The following is a 22,404-nucleotide window of genomic DNA, read 5'->3' as shown; positions in this document are numbered from 1 at the left end:
AACAACCTTGGCTTTAGAAATTGAGCATCTTGCGCAATTTCGCCACCTGTGAATGGGCACACACTATGCACGATGTGAGGTTTGATGTGACCCCGGCCACCACACATCGTCGGCGACCCCTCGTCGACTCATCCAGCAAACGGGACATGGCCGAGGCAAACGTCGAGTGACAGCGCCGCACCGTCCCCGCCCGCCAGATCTCATGCCAAGCACCCGAGGCGAATTTCGAGAGCCGTTCGCTATGACGTGCCATAACCGAGGTGTCCAAAGCAGTGATCTTGGTCAAACGCACATGAAATGCATTGTGAATTGTCCAATATGACGGACCCGGTTGCGCGGGGACGCGGGCGCGACGCTACGTTCGCTGCGGATGGTGCCGCTATCGCGGGTGCCCGCAGTCGTTGAGCCGAAAGGTGGTGTGCCGGTCCGACCTTCGGTTCGGCTGTGGGGTCTTGTCTGTCCGTCCGCGTGGCGAACGATGACGTTCGCTGCGAATTCCCATGCAGTGGTGGTCCGTTCGAGTTGCCGAGGCGTAGTCGGGGTCGGCAAGTCGATAACGGCCGAGATTCTAAGGAAAACCGTGCACAGAGTTCCGTTCAGGATCGCGATCCTGTTGTTGAGCGTCGTCTCGGTCGGCCTGCTTGGCCTGCCCGCGAACGCCCAACCGCTCTATCCCACACCCGATCCCGATGTGTTCTACGCACCGCCCGCCGACCTGGCGGCGCTACAACCGGGCGACGTCGTGCGCGCCCGCAAGATCGACACCGGCCCGTATATCGGTACCACGGGCTGGCAGGTCGCGTTCCGGTCCACCAACTCGCAGAACAATCCGGTGATGGGCGTGACCACCGTCCTGCTGCCGAACGGTGTCGCGAACCCGCCGCTCGTCTCCTACCAGGCGCTGATCAATTCCCTCGGCACCCAGTGCAACCCGTCGCGCTCACTGTTCAATGGCGAACTGCAGGACGCGGTCGGCGCGATGCTGCCGATCGGGCGCGGCTGGGCGGTGTCGCTGCCCGACTACCTCGGACCCACCTCCGCCTACGGTGCCGCGCGACTCAGCGGCATGATGACCCTGGACAGCGTCAAGGCCGTGCAAAAGGTGACCGAACTGGGTCTCACCAATTCGCCTGTCGCACTTGCCGGTTACTCCGGTGGCGGGATGGCCACCGCATGGGCGGCCGCACTGCAGCCCACCTACGCGCCCGACCTGAAGATCACCGCCTCGGTGGCCGGCGGCATTCCCGCCGATCTCGAGGAGATGGCGATGGCGCTCGGCTTCGCCCCGCACCCCGGGTTCGGGCTGGCGTTCGCCGCCGCGATGGGACTCGAACGCGAATACCCGGACCGGCTGCCGGTTTCGGATCAGCTCAACGAAAACGGCCTGTGGTTCCGTGAATTCACGCACGACGCCTGCCGCCGGTTCCTGCTGTTCCACGGCGCGTTCCGCAACGCCGAGCAAATGGCCGCCTCCAAGAGCCTGATGGACAGCCCGGTCGCCCATCAGGTGTTGCGCGAGAACAGCTTGCGCTACTTCGACGGCGTGCCCACCGTGCCCACCTACATCTGGCAGGGCCGCTTCGACGAGATGACGTTCTTCCCGCCGGTAGCCGAAGTGGTCGACCGCTACTGCAAGGCAGGCGCCCGAGTCGAGTTCCACCCCTACGAAATAGCGGAACACCTGACCACCGCCGCCGCAGGCTTCGTCCAGGCCTGGAACTACGTGGAAGCACGTTTCCGCGGCGAGCCCGCCCCGACCAACTGCTGACCTGACCACGAAAAGGGGCCCCGGAGTTCATCTCCGGGGCCTCACTCGTAGCTCAACTGATCGAGCGGACCTGGTCTTCGTATTCGGCGCGGGTTTTTTCGTCGGCGGGGTGCAGGGCGCGGTCGCCGTCGATCAGGCGGCGGAACAGGCGCAGCGCGCGTTCGGGGGTGGCGGCGAAGGCTACGTCGATGGGGCCGAGGTAGCTGGGGACGGCTACTTCGCCCTTGCGGGTGGTGACGGTGCGCAGGATGGCGGCGGCGACGTCTTCGGGGTCGACGGTGGGCATGCCGTGGCCGAGGGTGAGACCGGAGGACAGGCGGGTGCGCACGGCCGACGGCATGACACAGCTGACGCTGATGCCCTGCGGGGCGAACTCCAAACGCGTTGCGGCGGAAAGGCCTACGGCGGCGAACTTGCTCGCGTTGTAGACGGCCAGACCGGGAATCGGGATCTTGCCCGCCAGCGAGGCCACGTTGATGATGTGGCCGTGGCCGCGCTCGATCATGCCGGGCGCGACGGCGCGCATGCCGTGGATGAGGCCCCAGACGTTGATGTCCATGGTGGCCTGGCCGACCACGTCCGGCTCGTCGAGGAACGAGCCCGCGGGCATCACGCCGGCATTGTTGACCAGGACGTCGACGTGGCCGAGGTCGGCGATCACCTTGTCCCACTGGCCGCGTGAGCGCACGTCGAGCTCGTAGGACTTGGCTCCGATTGCGGCAGCGGCGGTTTCGGCGGCGACGGTGTCGACGTCGGCGATCACCACCTCGGATCCCTTGGCCGCGAACAGTTCCGCGGTGGACTGGCCGATGCCGCGCCCGGCGCCGGTGATCAGGACGCGCGCGCCCTTCAGGTCGAAGCCGGGGTATCCGTGACCGAGAATTCTCATGCGAAGGCTCCTTGTTCGAGCGCACGGCGGGTGCTGCGCAGACTGTGCTGGAAGGTGTCGAGGCGGCGGCGGCCGTCCATGAAGTTGGGTCCCATCACCGCGAGGTCCTCGGCGGTGGCGTCCAGGCGCAGAACCTTGGTTCCGGTCGCGCGCAACTGGGCGATCTCGGCATCGAGCTCGGCGCTCATGCGGTTTCGCAGCTGCCGTTCCAGGAAATGACCGGCGCCGGTCGCGGGGATCTTCCCGGTCGAAGCCATGGGGGCGAGCACGACGAGTTCGTCCAGCCTCGCCGGGATCAGCAGATCCACCGAGGCGGTCGAACCGGCGCCACCGTCGATGAAGCGGCGTCCGCCAATGGGTACCGGCGGGAACCAGCCGGGCACCGCCCACGACGCGCGCAAGGCCGCACCGAGCGGCGCCGTCGGCGCGTCGGGCGACCCGAACGGAATTCGTTCTCCCGTCGCATAATCCATGCTGACCAGCCAGGTCGCCGGATGCGTCACCCAGGAACGGCCCGGATTCAACCGCTCGGCCAGCAACTCCAGCCAACCCGCGTCACCACCACCAACCGGCAACAGCCCACTCCCCGCGGTGAGCAGCGCTTGCCTGGACTCGATGCGGCGCAACGGAAGTCGGAACGAACCCAAGCGCGGCCGTGGGACCGGCGGAAAACGCCCTGGACCCGATCGCATGTGCGCCAACAGAATCGGATTCGTGGACGTGCCGTCCTGCAGGTCGACCAACTCGTCCACCGAGATGCCGCTGCCGAGCATGGTCACGTACTCCGCCCCCGCGGACGTCCCGATCAGCACATCGGCCTCGCGCGGATCCCAGTCCAGTGCGTCCCGGACCGCGGCCAGCGCCGCGACGATCCACGCGGCACCGAGCGTGCCACCACAACCGATGGCCAGGCCGCGTCGCTGCGACCCGTTGTTGTTACCCATGGTTCCAAACACTAGCAGAATTCAAATACCAGCGGTATCCGAAATCTGGCGGTACGTAGAATCACGAACATGGCACGTCTGACCCGGTCCGAGAGCCAGGCCCGCACCCGCGCTGACCTGATCGCCACGGCACGCGACCTCTTCCTGGCCGACGGCTACGCGAGCACCAGCCTGGAGCGGGTCGCGGAGGAGGCCGGCTACTCCAAGGGCGCGGTCTACTCGAATTTCCGCACCAAGAAGGAACTCGGCCTCGAGGTGATCGAGCTGATCCACGCGACCAAGTTCGACGAGGTGACCGAGCTGCTCGCGGCGGGCGACAGCTTCGACGAACAGCTCGAGCGGTTTCAGGCGTGGGCCGAACGGACCGTCGGCGACGTCGGCTGGACCATGCTCGAATTCGAGTTCGCGACCGTCTCCCGCGACGATCCCGCTTTGCAGGCGGCACTGGTGTCGAGCCTCGGCGCGGTGCGCGGCGCGGTGGCCGCGCAGGTGCAGACCCTGGCCGACACCATGGGCATCGAACTGCCGGTGCCCGCCGAGGACGCCGCGACAGGCATCCTCAGCATGGGCATCGGCCTCGGCATGCAGCGCGCCATCGACCCGTCGATCCCGGCTCGGCTGATCACCGACGCCGTCCGGTTGCTGGTCACCCTCGGCACGGGACCACTCGCCGCGAAAAGCGCGGTCACGCCGTGAAGTGCAGGGTCCACTCGCCGCGATAGTGCAGCCGGGTCACGCTGCCCGGTGGAATGTCGATCCGCCAGAACGATTTCGGCGGCGCGTCCAGGGTCACCAGCAGGGCCGCGCGGATGACGGCCGGGTGGGTGACGGCGATGGTCGACTTGCCCTCCGACGCGATCTCGGCCATCCAGTACCTGGTTCGCTCGATCACATCCACCACGGATTCGCCGCCGTGGCCGCGGAACATCGGGTCGGTGAGCCACGCGTAGAGCTCGTCCTGGGGCACCGACATCAGCGCCCCGCCCCGCCACGCGCCCGCGTCGAGGTCGCGTAGTCGGGTGTCCTCGTCACCGGGCAGCCCTAGCAGCGCCGCCGTCTCGACCGTCCTGCGCTCGGGTCCGGTGAGCACCCGGGGTGCGGCGAGCGGCGTGCAGCCAGAGATGGCCCTGCGGCCTGCCTCGGTCAGCGATTCGTCGACTGGAAAACGTGCCTTCCGCATCGCCTCAGTCATGCCATGGCTGACCAGGTCGAGTCTGAGCACCTTTTGCACAGCCGAAGCGTACGGCTATGCGCATACGGCTGGTCCGCCTCTCCGGGAATCTGTTCCGCCGCTGTTCCGCCTCTCCGGGAATTCAGGCCAGATTCAGGTGCCGCTGCGGCAGCGTTGGCGGCCGCCGGTATGGGGGCGAGCGGGTGAGCCCGTACCCGGCGAGTTACCCATGTGCCAGCGAAATCAGTTGTCAGGTCTTATTGACGAGATCAGTTGTCGGTGCCTCGGTGCAGACTGATGGCATGGCTCAGTTCTCCACCGCTACCCAGGAGTGGTTCGACGGTGCTTTCCCGGCACCGACCGCCGCTCAGCTGGGGGCGTGGGAGGCGATCGCGGCGGGCGAGCACACGCTGGTGATCGCGCCGACCGGGTCGGGGAAGACGTTGTCGGCGTTCCTGTGGGCGATTGATCAGTTGGCCACTCGTGCGAAGGCGACGGAGAAGGTCGGGACTTCGGTGCTGTACGTGTCGCCGCTCAAAGCGCTCGCGGTGGACGTGGAGCGCAATCTGCGGGCGCCGCTGGTGGGTGTGACGCAGACGGCCAAGCGGCTCGGGCTGGATCCGCCTGCGATCACGGTGGGGGTCCGGTCCGGGGATACCAGCGCGGCCGATCGGCGATCGATGCAGCGCACGCCGCCGGACATTCTGATCACCACGCCCGAGTCGCTGTTCTTGATGCTCACCTCGGCGGCCAAGGAGACGCTGCGGAACGTGGGCACGGTGATCGTGGACGAGGTGCATGCGATCGCTGGTTCCAAGCGTGGCGCACATCTTGCGTTGTCGCTTGCCCGGCTGGATCTGCTCACGGAACGACCTGCGCAGCGGATCGGCTTGTCTGCCACGGTGCGGCCGCCGGACGAGGTCGGCCGGTTCCTGGTCGGCAACGCGCCGATCACCATCGTCTCGCCACCCGCGCCGAAGACCTTCGACCTGTCCGTCCGGGTGCCGGTGGCGGACATGACCGAACCCGGCGAGTCCGACCAACCCGGCTCGATCTGGCCGCACGTGGACGAGGCCATCGTGGATCTGGTGCTGGAACACCGGTCTTCGATCGTGTTCGCGAATTCGCGCAGGCTGGCCGAGCGGCTCACCGCGCGGCTCAACGAAACCTATGCGGCACGGCTCGGCGAACCGGTGCCGGCCGAGCACAAGCCGCCCGCACAGCTCGGTGCGTCGACCGAAGTAATCCACGGTGCGGGCCCGCTGCTCGCGCGGGCGCATCACGGCTCCGTCAGCAAGGAGCAGCGCGCGCTCATCGAGGACGATCTGAAGAGCGGGCGGCTGCGTTGCGTGGTCGCGACCAGCAGTCTCGAACTCGGCATCGACATGGGCGCGGTCGATCTGGTGGTGCAGGTGGAGGCGCCGCCGTCGGTGGCGAGCGGGTTGCAGCGGATCGGGCGAGCCGGACATCAGGTCGGCGAGATATCGCGCGGCGTGCTCTTTCCGAAGCACCGCACCGATGTCATCCACTGCGCGGTGGCCTCGCAGCGGATGACCGCCGGACAGATCGAGGCGATCCAGATTCCGGCGCATCCGCTGGACATCCTGGCTCAGCAGACGGTGGCGGCGTGTGCGCTCGAATCGATCGATGTCGACGCTTGGTTCGAGATCGTCCGGGGCACCGGAAGTTACGCGGCGCTGCCGCGCTCGGCCTACGAGTCGGTGCTGGACCTCTTGGCCGGACGCTATCCGTCGGACGAGTTCGCCGAGCTGCGACCGCGATTGGTGTGGGATCGGGACGCGGGCACGCTCACCGGAAGACCTGGCGCGCAGCGACTTGCGGTGACCTCGGGCGGCGCGATCCCCGACCGTGGCCTCTTCGCGGTCTACATGGTCGGCGAAAAGGCTTCGCGGGTGGGCGAACTCGATGAGGAGATGGTCTACGAGTCGCGGGTCGGTGATGTGTTCGCGCTGGGCGCGACGAGCTGGCGGATCGAGGAGATCACCTTCGACCGGGTGCTGGTGACGCCCGCGTTCGGGCAACCGGGGCGGCTGCCCTTCTGGCACGGCGACGGATTGGGCCGTCCCGCCGAACTCGGTGGGGCGCTCGGCGAATTCGTGCGGACGGCTGGCCAGCACCCGGAGAATCTGGAAAAGCTCACCTCGGCAGCCGGTTTGGATGCGTTCGCGACCGCGAACCTGGGCACCTTGCTCGACGAACAACGGACCGCGACCGGCCACCTACCCACCGATAAAACACTGGTGGTGGAACGGTTCCGGGACGAGCTCGGCGACTGGCGGCTGGTGCTGCACTCGCCGTACGGGCTGCCGGTGCACGCGCCGTGGGCGCTGGCGATCGGGGCCAGGCTGCGCGAACGGTTCGGCGTCGACGCCGCGCCGAACGCCTCCGACGACGGCATCGTGGTGCGCCTGCCCGACACCACCGACGATCCGCCCGGCGCCGAGCTGTTCGTCTTCGAACCCGACGAGATCGATGACATCGTCACCGAACAGGTCGGCGGCTCCTCACTTTTCGCCTCCCGCTTCCGCGAGTGCGCCGCGCGGGCACTGCTGCTGCCGCGCCGCGATCCCGGCAAGCGCGCCCCGCTCTGGCAGCAGCGGCAACGCTCGGCCCAGCTGCTGGACGTAGCGCGTAAGTTCCCCGACTTCCCGATCCTGCTGGAGACGGTGCGTGAATGTCTGCGCGACGTCTACGATCTGCCGTCGCTGCGCGACCTGCTCGGCCGCGTGGCCCGCCGCCAACTGCGCCTGGTCGAAGTGGAGACGGCCACGCCGTCACCGTTCGCCAACGCCCTGCTGTTCGACTACATCGGGCAGTTCATGTACGACGGCGACAGCCCGCTGGCCGAACGCCGCGCGGCCGCACTGTCGCTCGACTCGAGTCTGCTCGCCGAACTGCTCGGCCGGGTGGAACTACGCGAGCTACTCGACGCCTCGGTCCTCGCGCAGACCGAGCGGGAACTGCAGCGGCTCACCCCGGAACGCCAGGCCCGCGACGCCGAAGGACTCGCCGACCTGCTGCGGTTACTCGGGCCGCTCACCGCCGCCGAGGCCGCCGAACGCTGCGTCGACGACCCGACCAAGTGGGGTGCCGAGCTGGTGAAATCGCGCCGGGCGCTGGAGGTTACGTTCGCGGGCCGCAGCTGGTGGGTCGCCGTGGAGGACGCCTCCCGGCTGCGCGACGCGCTCGGCGTACCGTTGCCGATCGGCACGCCCGCAGCCTTCATCGAACCCGTCGCCGACCCGCTCGGCGATCTGGTCGGCCGATTCGCCCGTACGCACGGTCCGTTCAGCACCGAGGCGGTGGCCGCGCGCTTCGGCCTCGGCCCGGCCGTCGTCGCCACCGCGCTGCATCGGCTCATCACCGAAAAGCGCATCGTGGAGGGCGAATTCACGCCGGGTGCGGCGGGCTCGGAATGGTGCGACGCCCAGGTGCTGCGCCGACTGCGCCGCCGCTCGCTGGCCGCCGCCCGGCACGAGGTCGAGCCGGTATCGACGGCCACCCTCGGCCGCTTCCTCCCGGCCTGGCAACACATCGGGACCGGCGAACTGCGCGGCGTCGACGGTGTCGCCAGCGTCGTGGAACAACTTGCGGGCGTACCGATCCCGGCCTCGGCCTGGGAGTCGCTCATCCTGCCCGCCCGGGTCCGCGATTACTCCCCCGCGATGCTCGACGAGCTGATGGCCACCGGCGAGGTCCTCTGGTCCGGCCACGGCTCGATCACCGCAAAGGACGGCTGGGTCGCGCTACACCTGACCGACCAGGCCCCGTTCACCCTGGCACCGCCCGACGACATCGAACTGTCCGAGGTGCAGCTGCGCCTGATCACCGCGATGGGTGCGTCTCTCGTGCCCCCCACGGCGGTTGCCGAGACCCCCAACCCGATACCGGTGCCACACGGCGGCGGTGCGTACTTCTTCCGGCAGCTGTCCGATATAACCGGGTTGCTCGACGACGCCCAGGTGGCGGCAGCGCTGTGGGAATTAGTGTGGGCCGGAATGGTTTCGGGCGATACGTTCGCGCCGGTGCGCGCCATGTTGTCGGGCACCGCGCGGACCACGACCGCCCATCGAACGCCGCGCCGGGCACCGCGCGGGCGGGCTTACCTGCCGCGCCCGAGCATGCCGACCCGGTCCGGCCCGCCCGCAGTGGCGGGGCGCTGGTCGCTGCTGCCGGAGCGGGTGTCGGACAACACCGTTCGGGCACATGCGACCGCGGACATGCTGCTCGAACGGTATGGCGTGCTGACGCGCGGGTCGGTGCAGAACGAGGGCGTGCCCGGCGGTTTCGCGCTGATGTATCGGGTGCTCACCGAGTTCGAGGACCGGGGCCGTTGCCGCCGTGGGTATTTCATCGATTCGCTCGGTGGCGCTCAGTTCTCCACCACCGACGTGGTGGACCGGCTGCGGTCGTTCGACATCGAGCGCAGCCGCCCCGGCGAGACGCGGCCGCAGACCGGCAAGGCACTCGCGCTGGCGGCGTGCGACCCGGCCAATCCCTATGGCGCCGCGTTGACCTGGCCGAAAGGTGACGGCGAGAGCGGGCATCGCCCCGGGCGCAAGGCCGGCGCACTGGTCGTTCTCGTCGATGGCGACCTGGTGCTCTACCTCGAACGCGGCGGCAAGACGCTGCTCACCTTCACTGAGGACCCGAACGCCCGCCAGTCCGCCGCCCAAGCCTTGGCCGACCTGGTGCACCACCGCCGCGTCGACTCCCTCGTCATCGACCGAGTCGACGGAGAAACCGTGCATGGCAACACCTTCGCGAGCTTCCTCAGCGAAGCGGGCTTCTCCAGCACGCCCCGCGGCCTGCGCCTGCGAAGCCGCCCATGAGCCGGCACCTCCCGCACGCCGCCACCACCCTCGGGATGTGGCATGCCCGAGGGTGACACCGTCTACCTGACCGCGGCGCGACTGCGCGCGGCATTGGCGGGTAAGACGTTGACCGGCAGCGACTTCCGGGTGCCGCGGTACGCGACCGTCGACCTACGAGACCAGGTCGTGGAGAGCGTCGGCAGCTACGGAAAGCACCTGTTCATTCGGACCCCGACGGTGAGCATCCACACCCACCTCAAGATGGAGGGCACCTGGCGGGTCTTCCACTGTGGGCAACGCTGGACGAAGCCGCGGGTCACGGCCCGGCTGGTGCTGCGCACGGATGAGGTCGAGGCCGTGGGGTTCTCGCTCGGCAAGGTGGAAGTGCTGCGCGTCGCCGACGAGCACACCGTCATCGATCACCTCGGGCCGGACCTGCTCGGTCCGGATTGGGATGTGGCCGAGGCGGTCCGTCGACTGGAGCGCTACCCGGACCAGCCGATCGGCATCGCACTACTGGACCAACGGAACCTGGCCGGTATCGGCAATATCTATCGAAGCGAGGTCTGTTTCCTGCGCCGGGTCCACCCGACCACTCCGGTCGCCCAGGTGCCCGACCTGCTCGCGCTGGTGAACGAGGCGCACCGGATCCTGACGGAGTCGGTGCGGAAACCACCCCGGCGTGAGCTCGTCTATGGCAAGACTCGCCGCCCCTGCCAGCGCTGTGGCACACCCATCGCATCCCAACTGCTCGGCGATTCCGCACCCGCCTCGGACCGTATCGCCTACCGCGAACGCGGCATCTACTTCTGCCCCCGCTGCCAGCCGCTCCCCGGCACCTGAGCGCGCAGTCCGCAGCCACGCCCACTCGCGATCGCCCCGAACCGCCATGCCCAGTGCCGCCGTGCACCTGATGTCGCGCTTCGCATGTTTTCGGACCGCACAAATCTGATGGCAGAAAGTCGGCCAGTGGACCAAGCCCATTCGTTCGCCGCACCGAATCAACTGTGCAACTGCACCAACCGCTCGGCGTGCCCACCGGCTATTACCCGTCCACCACTGTAATTTGCCACTCAGTTGCTAATGATCGGCGCGCTCGGCACGACTACATCCGTGGCAGTCACGACACAGCACAGGAGCAGGCCATGACGACGGTATCGAGATCGGGCAGACGCATGCTCCTCGCGATCGCCACCCGCCTCTTCTTCGCCGCACTGGCCACCATGGCCACCGTGCTCTTCAGTTACCTGTTGCTGCATCCGAATTCGAATGCCCAGACACCACAGGCGCCGCACCCGGCGATCTCCTCGGTGTCGCCGCGCCCTTGACGAAGTGACCCCTCCCATTTAACTTACAATATGTAAGTTGATGAGGAGTGCGGCATGACCGATCCACGGCAGTACGTGGTCATCGGCGGCGGACTGGCCGGCCTCGCTGCCGCGGTCTGGCTGGCCGAGGCCGGCAAGAAAGTCACCCTGCTGGAACGCCGCGGCCGACTCGGTGGCCGCACGCACGCCATGAAAGTCGACGTGGTCGACGACCTCCCGGACAACGGCCAGCACGTGATCGCCAGCGGTTACGAGCACCTCTTCCGATATCTCACCAGCGTCGGCACCCGGCAATACGTCGCCTTCCCGGAGCGGGCCACGCTGCGCTGGCCCGACGGCCGCAGCGCCACCATGAGCACGAAGGGCCTCGGCGCGCTACGCACCCTGACCGGCGCACACCCCGACGCCAATCCGCTCGAACGGGTCCGCGCCGCCGTCGCCACCCTCCGGCTCGGCTGGCAATGCCTGCACCAGCCTGCCGACCTACCCGACCTGACCACCGAGCAGTGGTTCAACCGTATCGGCATGCCCGCGAAAGCCCGTGAGGCGCTGTGGGATTGGCTGGCCCTCGGCGTCGCGGCCGAGCCGGTGCAGCGGGAGTCGGCGAAGGTGCTCGCCGACGTCATGGCCACCGGCATCCGCCTCGGCATCAAACACCGGCGCCCCGCCACCATCGGCTATCCCACCACCGACCTCGACACGCTCTATGTCACCGGCGCGCTGAAAGTCTTTGCCCGACACGGGGTCAAGGTGCAGCATCGCGCGGTGGCCCGTCGGATCAACATCCTCAACGGCCGGGTCACCGGGGTGGCGTTGGCCGACGGCACCACCGTCGCCGCGGACGCGGTGGTGTGCGCCGTGCCCAACTCCAACGTCAACGGCCTGCTCGACGACCTGCCCGAGCACGCCGAAATCTATGCCGCCGCAGACAAATTGGGATACACCCCGATCGTCAGCACCAATCTGTACCTGGATCGCCCACTGGGCACCACGGCCGAATTCGAGGCGCTGATCGGCGGCACCGGCGTGATCGACGAGGTCTTCGACCGCCAGCGGATGACCGGCCGCAGCACCGACCGGGCCTGGCTGTACTGCCTGACCACCAGCGGCGCCTACGAACAGATCCACAAGACCAACGAGGAGATCGTGGCCGAGCAGCTGGCACTGCTGCGCCGCTACTACCCTGCCGCCAAAGCCGCGAAGGTGATTCAGGGACACGTGGTTCGGATGCCGAAGGCGACGTTCTCGCAGGTGGTCGGCACGCACGCGTTGCGCCCCGAGCAGCGCACCTCGGTGCCGACGCTGGTGCTCGCGGGCGACTGGACCGCCACCGACTGGTCCGCGACCATGGAAAGCGCAGTACAGAGCGCGGCCAGGGCGGTCGATCTCCTGCTTGCGCTACCGTCGGTGCGGTGAGCACGGATCGCGCCGCGTCCGAGTACGTCGCCCAGCCCTTGCCGGACCAACCAGCGACCACCGACCAGCCGACGCCCAAGCGCCGGATGTCGGCGGCGGACCGGCGGGCGCAGCTACTGGACGTCGCGCGCGACATCGTGGCCGCCGACGGTTTCGGCGCGGTCAGCATCGACCGGGTGGCACGCGAATCCCAGGTCGCACGCGCTCTGGTCTATCAACAGTTCACCGACCTGTCCGGCCTGATGACCGCGCTGCTGGACCGGGAGTCGGCGATCGCGCTGGCCGGCGTGGGCAGCGTCGACTGGTCGGAAACCGTCGACGTCGATCAGGTCGGTCGCGGCATCCTCGCCTATCTGCATGCCGCGCCGACCAGTTGGCGGATCATCCTCAGCCCGCCGGACGGCGGGCCGCCCGGCCTGTGCGACCGGCTCGAGCACGGCCGGGCCTACGCGCGGGCGATCGGCGCTCGGCACCTGTCCCGCTATGCCGGCGTCACCGTCGACCCGGACGGCCCGACCGAGCGAATCCTGCTGGCCGCGCTGGAGGAATTGGCCCGGCTGCATCTGATCGATCCGGCGAAACATCCGGACGAGATGGTGCTGCGCTACATCCGTTCGCTGGTCGGCTGGGCGATGCGACTGGAAGCACCCCGCTGAGCTGCGGCGTCGCCGGGCATCACGAAAATCTCACGGACGGCTTGGTTTTCTGTCTCCAGGCGCGGAACCCGCGCCGGGGAGAGAGGAAACACATGAAGATCAGCACCCTGCTCGCGGCCGTCGCAGTCTCGGCAGGCCTCGTCGCCGGAGGGTCGGCGGTGGCCAACGCGGAGACGATCTATGTCGGCACCTACGGCACCGAAGCGGCCTGCCGGGCAGACGGCTCGAACGCGCCCGCGCACCCGGACTGGAAGTGGTGGGAGTGCCAGCAGACACCCACCGGCGAATGGGATCTGTACTACTCCAGCAACTGATCACATCTGCTGCGCCGGACCGCCATCCGGCCTGCTCCGATCCGTCATCCCGGCGGTCGCCCGGGATGACGGATCGGTTCGGTCTGAAATGCCCTATTCTCTGACCTCGTGCGTGTGTTGGTGGTGGAAGACGACGAAGGTCTCGGCAACGAAGTTGCCGCCGGGCTGCGCTCGGCGGGCTTCGCCGTCGACCTGGCCAACCGCCTGGCCGACGCTGACCTGAAGATCGCCGTCAACGCCTACGACGTCCTCGTCGTCGACCGCGGCCTGCCCGACGGCGACGGGCTGCAGCTGGTCGCCGCGCACCGCGCCGCGGGCCAGCGGGTGCCGGTGCTGATGCTCACCGCCCGCGACGGGCTGGCCGACCGCATCGCCGGTTTCGAACACGGCGCCGACGACTACCTCGTCAAACCGTTCGCGCTGCCCGAACTCGCCGCCAGGGTGCGCGCGCTGAGCCGCCGCCGCGAACATCCGGCACCCGTCCGCCTCGTGCTCGGCGATATCGACATCGATCTGCCGCGCCGCCGCGTCCAGCGAGCCGGCATTCTGCGCTCGCTGACCCCGAAGGAATTCGCCGTGCTCGAACTGCTCGCCACCCGCGCGGGCAGCGTGGTGTCGCGCAGCGAACTCATCGAGTGCTGCTGGGACGAGATGGCCGAGCCCGCTTCGAATGTCGTCGACGCTGTGATCGCCCAGCTGCGCCGCAAACTCGGCCCGCCGCAGGTCATCGAGACCGTGCGCGGCACCGGCTTCATGATCGGAAGTGCCCCCTGATTGCCACGTCCACGGCGTTGACCGGCCGCTCGGCCAGCTTTGCGACCGATCGTCCCGCCGTCGCCAGGCTGCGCCGCACCCGCAGGCAGCTGACCGCGCTCATCACCGTGATCACCGCGACCTGCCTGATCATCCTCGGCGTCCTCGCGGCGACCATCGACGCGCGCTCGCGCCACCATGCCGTCGACAACGCCCTGGACCGGGTGGTGACCGGACTGTGGCGCAGCATCGATCTCGACCCGGACGACCAGGTGATCAACCTCGAGCTGGTCGAGAAGGATGACCTGGCCAACGGCGAGACCGCGGTCATGATCGTCACCAACGACGACAACGGGCACTGGCGCGAGATCTACGGGCACCTGCGTTCCTGGCTGCCGCCGAACAACGGCGCGGAACCGTTGGCCGACGACGCCGTGCGTGCGGAGGGAATCGTCTTCCAGGACGGGTACGACAGCGCCGGCCGGCCGGTGCGGCTGGCGGCAACGCCGATCTTCTGGGAGGACACCAAAACCCAGGCGGTCGTGATCGCCGGTACGAATCCTGGCCGGGTGGATCGCGATCGGGCGCTGCTGCTGTGGGCGCTCGTCGCCGGCGGGCTCACCCTGGTCGTGCTGTCCGCCCTCGCGGCACACGTACTTTCGGGCCGTAGCATGCGCCAGGCGCTGGTGCTGGTCGAGGAGCAGGAACGGTTCCTCGGCGATGCCGCGCACGAATTACGTACGCCGCTCACCACTTTGGGGTTGGTCACCGCGCCGCGGCGGCGCGATCCGCACGAGGTGGAGCGGGCGCTGGCCGAGGCGGGCGAGCTGGGAACCCGGATGGAGCGGATCGTCGCGGGTCTGCTCGCGCGAGCGCGGATGCAGGCGGGGGTGACCACGATGGAGCGGGTGCAGTTGCTGCTCGATCAGCTCACCGAGTCGGTTGCCGAGGAATTCAAGGCCAATGTCGTTGTGCAGAGCAGTCCTACGGTGGTCGTCGGCGACCCGAACCTGCTGAGCCTTGCGGTGCGCAATCTGATCGAGAATGCGATCACGCACGGTGCGATCAATCCCGGTGCGCCGGTGGAGGTGTTCGTCGCGGAGGGGCGCGTCAGCGTGCGCGATCACGGCGCGGGGCTGCACCCGCAGGTGTCGAGCAATCCGTTCCAGCGCGGCGTCACCGGTGGACGCGGCAGCGGCATCGGGCTGGCACTGGTGGCGTGGATCGCCGAATTGCACGGCGGCGCCGCGACTATGGAACCGGCGCCGGGCGGCGGCACCATCGCGACCATCGCGCTACCGCCGCCCACGCTCGGGCTCTCCTGAGTCCGGAACTACCGGTTCGCCTGGCGCACTTCCTTGTTCACCACACCGTCCACCGGGACCGGCTCCAGAATCTCGGGACGCGGTTCGGGAGCCGCGATGCGCAGCGCGTCGGCGGAGTCGTCGTCGGGTTGGGTCTGCGAACGGATCTCCGCCTCGACACGGGCGCGGTAAGTCCTTACCTCACGCTCGATTTCGGCGTCGTCCCAGCCGAGGATCGGCGCGACGAGCTGAGCCACCTGCTCGGCGCAGTCGGCGCCGCGGTCCGGGTACTCGATGGAGATGCGGGTGCGGCGGGCCAGGATATCGTCCAGGTGCAGCGCGCCCTCGGCGGCGGCCGCGTAGACCGCCTCCACCTGCAGGTACGACGGCGCCTCGGTAATGGGTTGCAGCAGTTCGGGTTTGCCGTCCGCCATAGCCATCACCTCGTCGATCAGCGCGCCGTATCGGTCGAGCAGGTGCTTGATCCGGTACGGGTGCACGCTGTACGCCTCGGCCAGCTGCACCGTCTGGTTGACCAGCGCGAAGTAGCCGTCGGCGCCGAGCAGCGGCACCTTCTGGGTGATCGACGGCGAGACGCGGGCCGGAATGTCTTGCGCCGCTTCGTCGACGGCGTCGTAGGCCATCACTCGATAGGTGGTGTACTTGCCGCCCGCGATGCTGACCAGACCCGGCGCGACCCGGGCGACGGCGTGTTCGCGGGACAGCTTGGAGGTCTCGTCGCTCTCCCCCGCCAGCAGCGGCCGCAGGCCCGCGTAGACGCCGTCGATGTCGTCGTGGGTGAGCGGGGTGACCAGCACGTCGTTGACCCGGTCCAGCAGATAGTCGATGTCGGCCTTGGTGGCCGCCGGGTGCGCGAGGTCGAGGTTCCAGTCGGTGTCGGTGGTGCCGATGATCCAGTGGGTGCCCCACGGGATGACGAACAGCACCGAGGTCGGCGTGCGCAAGATGATCGCGGCGTCGCTGACGATGCGATCGCGCGGCACCACGATGTGCACGCCCTTGGACGCCCGGACGTGGAAGCGGCCGCGCTGGTGGGCCAGCGCCTGCACCTCGTCGGTCCACACGCCGGTCGAGTTGATCACCACGTGCGCGCGGATGTCGGCGGTGCGGCCGTCCTCGCTGTCGCGCACCTGCACGCCGACCACCCGGTCGGCCTCGCGCAGGAAGCCGACCACCTGGGTGGAGGTGCGGATCACCGCGCCGTAATGTGCGGCGGTGCGGGCGACGGTCATGGTGTGCCGGGCGTCGTCCACGACCGTGTCGTAGTAGCTGATGCCGCCGATCAGCGCGCTGCGCTTCAGGCCGGGGGCCAGCCGCAGCGCGCCCATCCGGGACAGATGCCGTTGGCCGGGAACGGATTTGGCGCCACCCATGGTGTCGTAGAGCATCAGCCCGGCCGCGACGTACGGACGCTCCCACGCGCGGTGGGTGAGCGGGTAGAGGAAGCGCAGCGGTTTCACCAGGTGCGGCGCCAGCGCGGACATCGCGAGCTCGCGCTCCTTCAGCGCCTCGCGGACCAGGCCGAACTCCAGCTGCTCCAGATAGCGCAGGCCACCGTGGAACATCTTCGACGACCGGCTCGACGTGCCCGAGGCGAGGTCACGGGCCTCGACCAGCGCGACGTTCAGCCCGCGGGTGGCCGCGTCGAGCGCGATACCCGAGCCGACAACGCCGCCGCCGATGACGACCACATCGAAGTGGTCCTTGCCGAACCGCTCCCAGGCCGCTCGGCGCTGCTCCGGACCGAGGAACTGGGATTCCGGTTTCTTGGTCATGCTCGACTCCTCCAGCCGCGTGTCGACGACGTAGTGGTCTTATTCGGGCATTCGATCGAGCTGCTCTTGCTACAGGCTATGCCAGTGGCCTCGGATCTCTTCGATCACGGCGTCGCTCGTGTCGTCCAGCACTACCCGTCGGTAACCACTACCCGACCCTAATCCAGCGGCACCCGGACGGCGATGTGATCCGCGACAGGACCCGCGAACGCCGCAATCGGACACAGCGCGCCGTCTGTTTAGTAACCTGCACGAATGCGTCGCTATGTGGCCGCCATCGACCAGGGCACGACTTCGAGTCGCTGCATCATCTTCGATCGGCAGGGACGCGTCGTCGGCGTGGCCCAGCGGGAACACGAACAGATCTTTCCACGTCGGGGCTGGGTCGAGCACGACGCCGAAACCATCTGGAAGAATACCGAATTCGTGCTCGGTGAGGTGCTGCGGCAGCACAAGCTCAGCAGCGACGACATCGCGGCGGTCGGTGTCACCAACCAGCGCGAGACCACGGTGGTGTGGGATCGCGCCAGCGGCAAGCCGATTCACCACGCCATCGTCTGGCAGGACACCCGTACCGACCGGCTGACCACCGAGCTCGGCGGCGATATCGGGCCGACCCGCTACCAGGAGCGCACCGGTCTGCCGCTGTCCACCTACTTCGCCGGGCCGAAGCTGCGCTGGATTCTGGACAACGTCGACGGTGCGCGCAAGCGGGCCGAGGCGGGCGAGCTGTGTTTCGGCACCATGGACAGCTGGGTGCTGTGGAACCTGACCGGTCAGCACATCACCGACGTCACCAACGCCTCGCGCACCATGCTGATGGATCTGAATACCCGGCAATGGGATTCGGAGATCTGCGCGGAGTTCGGCGTGCCGGAGTCGCTGCTGCCCGAGATCCGTAGCTCCTCCGAGGTTTACGCGGAGATCACCTCCGGTCCGCTGAAAGGGATCCCGGTGGCGGGCATCCTCGGCGACCAGCAGGCCGCCACCTTCGGCCAGGCCTGCCTGATCCCCGGCGAGGCCAAGAACACTTACGGCACCGGCAATTTCATGTTGCTCAACACCGGCACCACACCCGTGGTCAGCAAGCACGGGCTGCTCACCACCGTCTGCTATCAGCTCGGCGACGAGCCCGCCGTGTACGCGCTGGAAGGCTCCATCGCGGTGACCGGCTCACTGGTGCAATGGTTCCGGGACAACCTGGGCATCATCTCGTCGGCGGACGAGATCGAGCCGCTGGCCCGCAGCGTCGAGGACAACGGCGGCGCCTACTTCGTGCCCGCGTTCTCCGGGCTGTTCGCGCCGCGCTGGCGGCCGGACGCGCGCGGCGTCATCGCCGGGCTCACCCGGTTCGTGAACAAGGCGCATCTGGCGCGAGCGATATTGGAGTCCACCGCTTTTCAGACCCGTGAGGTGGTCGACGCGATGCGCGCCGACGCTGAATCCGAGCACCTCGATCTGGAACTGACCACCCTGAAGGTGGACGGCGGCATGGTCGGCAACGACCTGCTCATGCAGTTCCAGTCCGACATCCTCGACGTGCCCGTGGTGCGTCCGGTCGTCAACGAGACCACCGCGCTCGGCGCCGCCTACGCCGCGGGCCTCGCGGTCGACTACTGGTCGGGCACCGACGACATCCGGGAGAACTGGGCCGCCGACAAGACCTGGGAGCCGACGATGTCCGCCGAGGATCGCGACGAACATCTGAAGGCGTGGAACAAGGCCGTCGAACGCACCTACAACTGGGCCGACTGACCGCCACACCGCGTGGCGGATCGACTATTCGGCGGCGCGGGCCAACCGCTGCACGGCCTCGGCCAGGGTGTCGGCGTCCGAAGTCGTGAAGCACATGCGCATCGAGTTGCGGTAGCCGCCGTCGACGGCGAAGGCGGAGCCTGGCACGTAGGCGACACCGGCCTCGAGGGCACGCGGTAGCAGTGCCTGCGTGTCGGTTCCGTCGGTGAAGTCGGCCCAGACGAACATGCCGCCGGTCGCGTCGGTGCAGCGCACGCGGTCGCCGAACCGGGTGCGCACCGCGTGCACCAGGGACTTGGCGCGAGTGCCGTAGACGGTGCGGACGTTGTCGACGTGTGCGGTCAGCCAGGCTTCGTCGGCGAGCAGTTCGGCGGTGATCTGGTGGGTCAACGCCGAACCACAAAGATCCGCACCCTGTTTCAGCAGTTCGACCGCGCGACACACCGGGTCCGGCGCGACCATCCAGCCGACGCGCAGTGCGGGCGCGAGGATCTTGGAGGCGCTCGACAGCCGAATCACGTTGCGGGAGTAGGTCGCCACCGGCGCGGGCACGGGGGTGTCGAACCACAGTTCACCGTACGGATCGTCCTCGATCACCCAGAAGCCGTGCGCGTCAGCGAGTTCGGCGAGGTGGGCGCGGCGTTGCGGGCTCATCGTCACGCCGCCCGGGTTGTGGAAGTTGCTCACCGTGTGCACCACGGCCGGGCGTTCCCCGCGAGCCAGCAGATCCGCCAGCACATCGGTGCGCATGCCCTCGGCATCCAGTGGCACCGCGACGATCCGCGCACCGGCGGCCCGAAAGACCTGCAGCGCACCGACATACGCCGGATCCTCGACGACGACCAGCGCGCCGGGATCGAGCAACACCTCGGCAAGCAGCGAAAGCGCCTGCTGCGAGCCATGTGTCACGAAGACCTCATCGATGTCCACCGCCCGGCCGAGCCGAGCCGTTTCGCGTTCGGTGAGCACCGCACGCAGCGGCCGCCAGCCGGGCGACTCGGTGTATTGCAGGCAGCCCGCGCTGCGCAGTGCCGCGTCGGCCGCGGCGGCGATCCGCTCGCGCGGCATCAGTTCCGCGTCGGGCAACCCACCGGCCAGGCCGATGATCTCGGCGCGCGTGGTGAGCTTCAGCAGGTCACGGATCGCCGAGCTCTGCAAACCGCCGAGCTTGGCCGCGAGCGGTGGGATGGTCGGCGACAAGGGAACCTCCGAACGGACGCCACGGTATGCGAAAGTCTACTTTCGCATACCGCCGACCAATATATGAAACACTATTCCCATATACTGAGAATGGCTACAGTTCCCGCGGCTTGATCGAGTAGACGAGCACCTTTCCGTCCCGGACCGCGGTGGTGATGGTCTGGTGATAGATGGTCTCCGTGCCATCCGGCTTGCGCTGCGTCAGGTCCACATTGAACGTGTCGGTGGCCACCTCGGCGATCCGCAGGCAGTGCTTGGTGCCCGCCGGAACCTCGGTGTCGATGCCGTGCTGGATCACATCGGCCGGCGAGACGTTCTCCGCATCGGGCGCGACGAACCGCCGGGCCTTCTCACCGCTGCGCTCGACGTAGAAGGCGTACTGGAAACCGAGGATCGCGTTGGCCCCGCTGGTGGTGTCGCCATTGCCGTTGCCGATGGTCACCTTGCCGGTCTTGTCGGCCGGGCAGCTCTTCTCCGCACTGCTGCTCGCGGCGGGCGGGGCCGAGTTGTCGCCGCCATTGCCCTTGGACACCATGATCACGGTCACCGTCAACCCGACCAGGATGAGCACCGCCAGGATGCCTGCGAGCACATTGCGACCGGTGTGCGAGCCGGATTTCTTCGGCGGGGGCGGCGGGGCGGCCGGCGTGGTCGGCGCCAGCATCTTCGCGATCGGATCGTCGGACCAGGACAGGCTCGGCGAGGTCAGCGGTGGCGGCTTCGGCACGCTGCCGGTGTCGGTCGGGCGGGTCCACCACGAGTCCTTGTCCGGATCCGTGGCCTGCTCACGATCGACGGGCGGCAGTCGCGGCGGCACCGGCGGCGGGGTCGGCCGCGGCTCGGGGAACGAGGTCGAGTCCGGCGCCCGGTACTGCGGGGGCGGCGGCGGGGTCGTGCCCGCGTCGGCGGGCCGCCAGACCAGCTCGGGATGCTCGCCCGTCTGCTCCGTCACCTGCCAGTGCGGGCCGGTATCGCCCATCGGCGGACCGAATTCGGAAACAGGTGGACCGAATTCCGAGACGGGAGGTCCGAATTCTGAGACAGGCGGGCCGAATTCGCCCACCGGGGGTCCGAAATCCGACGCGGACTGGTCGTCGGATTCCTTCTCCGTCGGATCACCCTCGGAGGTCACACCCAATCCTTTCCCCAAGACACGCGTATGGGGCGGTCGCGAACGACCGCCCCACCCGTCAATCAGCCCCAGTCAGTCTCAGTACTGGAGTGAACCACCCCACTGGGTGGTGACACCACCCACATCGACCGTTTGCGGAGCGAGATCGCCCGGCTGCAGCGGAAGTTTAACCTGCGCGGCCGCTTCGAGTGCCGCGGCACCGCCCGGCTGCTCCTTGATCCAGTCCTCGACGGCCGCCTTGGCCAGGTTGGCCTGGGTGGTGTCGAAGACGGAGATCGTCTTGTTGTCGGCGAGGCCGACGCCACCGGTGTAGGTGGTGACCTTGACGGTGTTGGCGTCGACGTATTCGACCGACACACCCGCCTCACCGGCACCGGCCGGGGTGCGGTACCCGATGGTGCCGACGTAACCCGACTGGTTGTTGAAGTGGTGCGTGTTGGCTACGTAACCCGGCAGCAGCGCGCCGCCGTCGAGGTTCGCACCGATCTCCTGATGCGGACCGGTCATCTCGACGACCGGGGCGGGCGGCGCGGCCTGGAGCTGCGGGGACTGCCAGCGCGGCTGCTGCTGCGGCTGGATCAGCGTCTCCGGCTGCTGTGCCTGCGCGTTCTCGTCGCCCGGGGTCTTCGGGGTGGTCTGCGGGGTCGGCGTACCCGGCTGCTGCGGGGTGGCGGCACCCGGCTGGGCCGGCTTCTGGTCCCCCGGCGGCGTATTCGGCACGACCGCCGGCTGCGGCTGATCCGACTGCCCCGGCACCGGCAGCGGCGCGACGCGCGGGGTGGTGACACCCGGCTGCGTCGGCTGGGCCAGCTTCGGATCCTTGTTCGGATTCGGCATGACCGGGTCCGGCGTATTGACGCCCGGCTGACCCGGCGTGGTGACGCCGGGCTGGGTCGGCGTCTGCGGATTGGCCGGCTTGTTCGGATCCGGCTTGGTGGTCTCCGGACTCGGCGGCGCCTCGTTCGTCCCCGGCTGCACCGGAGCTGGGCTCGGCGGCGCGGTGGTGGGTGGAATGCTCGGATCGTTCGGAGCGGCCCCCGCCGGCGCTGCCAAAAGAGAGGCCACGGCGGCCGCGGCGGCCAGTGGCAACGAGGTGCTCGCCATCGCTCGCTGCGCCCGACTCGGCTTACGATGTTTCACTTT

General features: G+C 68.4%; 18 protein-coding genes. 11 read left to right on the top strand and 7 right to left on the bottom strand.

Annotation, left to right across the window (positions count from 1 at the left end; genetic code table 11):
• Window positions 1-610 precede the first annotated feature (610 nt).
• Window positions 611-1,768 carry a lipase family protein gene (locus tag ABZ942_RS27005; RefSeq protein ID WP_357386862.1) on the top strand — a complete coding sequence of 386 codons (1,158 nt, stop codon included), beginning with the start codon at window positions 611-613 and terminating at the stop codon, window positions 1,766-1,768.
• Window positions 1,769-1,820: 52 nt separating this feature from the next.
• Here ABZ942_RS27005 and ABZ942_RS27000 read toward each other — a convergent pair whose 3' ends face one another.
• Both ABZ942_RS27000 and ABZ942_RS26995 read right to left on the bottom strand, forming a co-directional pair.
• On the bottom strand, window positions 1,821-2,657 hold the full coding sequence (locus ABZ942_RS27000) for an SDR family oxidoreductase (RefSeq protein ID WP_357386600.1): 837 nt from the start codon (window positions 2,655-2,657) through the stop codon (window positions 1,821-1,823).
• On the bottom strand, window positions 2,654-3,601 hold the full coding sequence (locus ABZ942_RS26995) for a patatin-like phospholipase family protein (RefSeq protein WP_357386599.1): 948 nt from the start codon (window positions 3,599-3,601) through the stop codon (window positions 2,654-2,656). The genes ABZ942_RS27000 and ABZ942_RS26995 overlap by 4 nt, the downstream gene beginning before the upstream one ends.
• A 69-nt stretch (window positions 3,602-3,670) precedes the next feature.
• Here ABZ942_RS26995 and ABZ942_RS26990 point away from each other — a divergent pair, with 69 nt between their 5' ends.
• The gene (locus tag ABZ942_RS26990; RefSeq protein WP_357386597.1) at window positions 3,671-4,297 is read left to right on the top strand and encodes a TetR/AcrR family transcriptional regulator; all 627 of its coding nucleotides are present in this window, start codon (window positions 3,671-3,673) and stop codon (window positions 4,295-4,297) included.
• Here the strand turns inward: ABZ942_RS26990 and ABZ942_RS26985 are convergent.
• Window positions 4,287-4,832 carry a histidine phosphatase family protein gene (locus ABZ942_RS26985; protein ID WP_150404323.1) on the bottom strand — a complete coding sequence of 182 codons (546 nt, stop codon included), beginning with the start codon at window positions 4,830-4,832 and terminating at the stop codon, window positions 4,287-4,289. The two genes, ABZ942_RS26990 and ABZ942_RS26985, sit on opposite strands and share 11 nt — an antisense overlap.
• Window positions 4,833-5,074: 242 nt before the next feature.
• On the opposite strand from ABZ942_RS26985, the gene ABZ942_RS26980 reads away from it, so the two are divergent.
• From ABZ942_RS26980 to ABZ942_RS26945, 8 genes are all read left to right on the top strand, one after another.
• Complete coding sequence (locus ABZ942_RS26980; protein ID WP_357386595.1) at window positions 5,075-9,625, top strand: ATP-dependent helicase; 4,551 nt, start codon at window positions 5,075-5,077, stop codon at window positions 9,623-9,625.
• A 42-nt stretch (window positions 9,626-9,667) separates the two neighbouring features.
• The gene (locus ABZ942_RS26975; RefSeq protein WP_357386593.1) at window positions 9,668-10,450 is read left to right on the top strand and encodes a DNA-formamidopyrimidine glycosylase family protein; all 783 of its coding nucleotides are present in this window, start codon (window positions 9,668-9,670) and stop codon (window positions 10,448-10,450) included.
• Between the two features lie 302 nt (window positions 10,451-10,752).
• Window positions 10,753-10,935, top strand: a complete 183-nt coding sequence (locus tag ABZ942_RS26970) for a hypothetical protein (protein ID WP_357386591.1) — start codon at window positions 10,753-10,755, stop codon at window positions 10,933-10,935.
• Between the two features lie 54 nt (window positions 10,936-10,989).
• Window positions 10,990-12,351 (top strand): hydroxysqualene dehydroxylase HpnE, encoded by a 1,362-nt coding sequence (gene hpnE, locus ABZ942_RS26965; protein ID WP_357386589.1) that lies wholly within the window; start codon window positions 10,990-10,992, stop codon window positions 12,349-12,351.
• Window positions 12,352-12,437: 86 nt separating this feature from the next.
• Window positions 12,438-13,007, top strand: coding sequence for a TetR family transcriptional regulator (locus tag ABZ942_RS26960; RefSeq protein WP_357386860.1), 570 nt, complete (start codon window positions 12,438-12,440; stop codon window positions 13,005-13,007).
• A gap of 92 nt (window positions 13,008-13,099) precedes the next feature.
• Window positions 13,100-13,321 carry a hypothetical protein gene (locus ABZ942_RS26955; protein WP_357386587.1) on the top strand — a complete coding sequence of 74 codons (222 nt, stop codon included), beginning with the start codon at window positions 13,100-13,102 and terminating at the stop codon, window positions 13,319-13,321.
• Between the two features lie 108 nt (window positions 13,322-13,429).
• Window positions 13,430-14,095 (top strand): response regulator transcription factor, encoded by a 666-nt coding sequence (locus tag ABZ942_RS26950; RefSeq protein ID WP_357386585.1) that lies wholly within the window; start codon window positions 13,430-13,432, stop codon window positions 14,093-14,095.
• Window positions 14,096-14,112: 17 nt separating this feature from the next.
• Window positions 14,113-15,399: a HAMP domain-containing sensor histidine kinase gene (locus ABZ942_RS26945; RefSeq protein ID WP_357386583.1), complete on the top strand. Its 1,287-nt coding sequence runs from the start codon at window positions 14,113-14,115 to the stop codon at window positions 15,397-15,399.
• A gap of 8 nt (window positions 15,400-15,407) precedes the next feature.
• Here ABZ942_RS26945 and glpD read toward each other — a convergent pair whose 3' ends face one another.
• A complete protein-coding gene (gene glpD, locus ABZ942_RS26940; protein WP_357386581.1) occupies window positions 15,408-17,174 on the bottom strand; it encodes a glycerol-3-phosphate dehydrogenase in 1,767 nt (588 codons plus the stop codon).
• 255 nt (window positions 17,175-17,429) lie between these two features.
• On the opposite strand from glpD, the gene glpK reads away from it, so the two are divergent.
• The gene (gene glpK, locus ABZ942_RS26935) at window positions 17,430-18,929 is read left to right on the top strand and encodes a glycerol kinase GlpK (protein ID WP_357386580.1); all 1,500 of its coding nucleotides are present in this window, start codon (window positions 17,430-17,432) and stop codon (window positions 18,927-18,929) included.
• 24 nt (window positions 18,930-18,953) lie between these two features.
• Here the strand turns inward: glpK and ABZ942_RS26930 are convergent, their stop codons facing one another.
• The 3 genes from ABZ942_RS26930 to ABZ942_RS26920 all read right to left on the bottom strand — a co-directional run bounded on the left by ABZ942_RS26930 (window position 18,954) and on the right by ABZ942_RS26920 (window position 22,401).
• Window positions 18,954-20,129 (bottom strand): PLP-dependent aminotransferase family protein, encoded by a 1,176-nt coding sequence (locus ABZ942_RS26930; protein WP_357386578.1) that lies wholly within the window; start codon window positions 20,127-20,129, stop codon window positions 18,954-18,956.
• A 94-nt stretch (window positions 20,130-20,223) separates the two neighbouring features.
• Window positions 20,224-21,261 (bottom strand): hypothetical protein, encoded by a 1,038-nt coding sequence (locus ABZ942_RS26925; RefSeq protein WP_357386576.1) that lies wholly within the window; start codon window positions 21,259-21,261, stop codon window positions 20,224-20,226.
• Window positions 21,262-21,339: 78 nt separating this feature from the next.
• A complete protein-coding gene (locus ABZ942_RS26920; RefSeq protein ID WP_357386574.1) occupies window positions 21,340-22,401 on the bottom strand; it encodes a hypothetical protein in 1,062 nt (353 codons plus the stop codon).
• Window positions 22,402-22,404 lie beyond the last annotated feature (3 nt).

Source organism: Nocardia sp. NPDC046473, assembly GCF_040645995.1.
Classification (GTDB): Bacteria; Actinomycetota; Actinomycetes; order Mycobacteriales; family Mycobacteriaceae; genus Nocardia.
The sequence above is the reverse complement of the archived record's forward strand: the minus strand, read 5'-3'. Positions and strand labels throughout refer to the sequence as shown.

Coding starts and splice junctions, on each gene's coding strand:
- glpD (WP_357386581.1), bottom strand. CDS start 17,174: ATGACCAAGAAACCGGAATCCCAGTTCCTCGGTCCGGAGCAGCGCCGA.
- ABZ942_RS26955 (WP_357386587.1), top strand. CDS start 13,100: ATGAAGATCAGCACCCTGCTCGCGGCCGTCGCAGTCTCGGCAGGCCTC.
- ABZ942_RS26960 (WP_357386860.1), top strand. CDS start 12,438: ATGTCGGCGGCGGACCGGCGGGCGCAGCTACTGGACGTCGCGCGCGAC.
- glpK (WP_357386580.1), top strand. CDS start 17,430: ATGCGTCGCTATGTGGCCGCCATCGACCAGGGCACGACTTCGAGTCGC.
- hpnE (WP_357386589.1), top strand. CDS start 10,990: ATGACCGATCCACGGCAGTACGTGGTCATCGGCGGCGGACTGGCCGGC.
- ABZ942_RS27000 (WP_357386600.1), bottom strand. CDS start 2,657: ATGAGAATTCTCGGTCACGGATACCCCGGCTTCGACCTGAAGGGCGCG.
- ABZ942_RS26970 (WP_357386591.1), top strand. CDS start 10,753: ATGACGACGGTATCGAGATCGGGCAGACGCATGCTCCTCGCGATCGCC.
- ABZ942_RS26980 (WP_357386595.1), top strand. CDS start 5,075: ATGGCTCAGTTCTCCACCGCTACCCAGGAGTGGTTCGACGGTGCTTTC.
- ABZ942_RS26990 (WP_357386597.1), top strand. CDS start 3,671: ATGGCACGTCTGACCCGGTCCGAGAGCCAGGCCCGCACCCGCGCTGAC.
- ABZ942_RS26975 (WP_357386593.1), top strand. CDS start 9,668: ATGCCCGAGGGTGACACCGTCTACCTGACCGCGGCGCGACTGCGCGCG.
- ABZ942_RS26995 (WP_357386599.1), bottom strand. CDS start 3,601: ATGGGTAACAACAACGGGTCGCAGCGACGCGGCCTGGCCATCGGTTGT.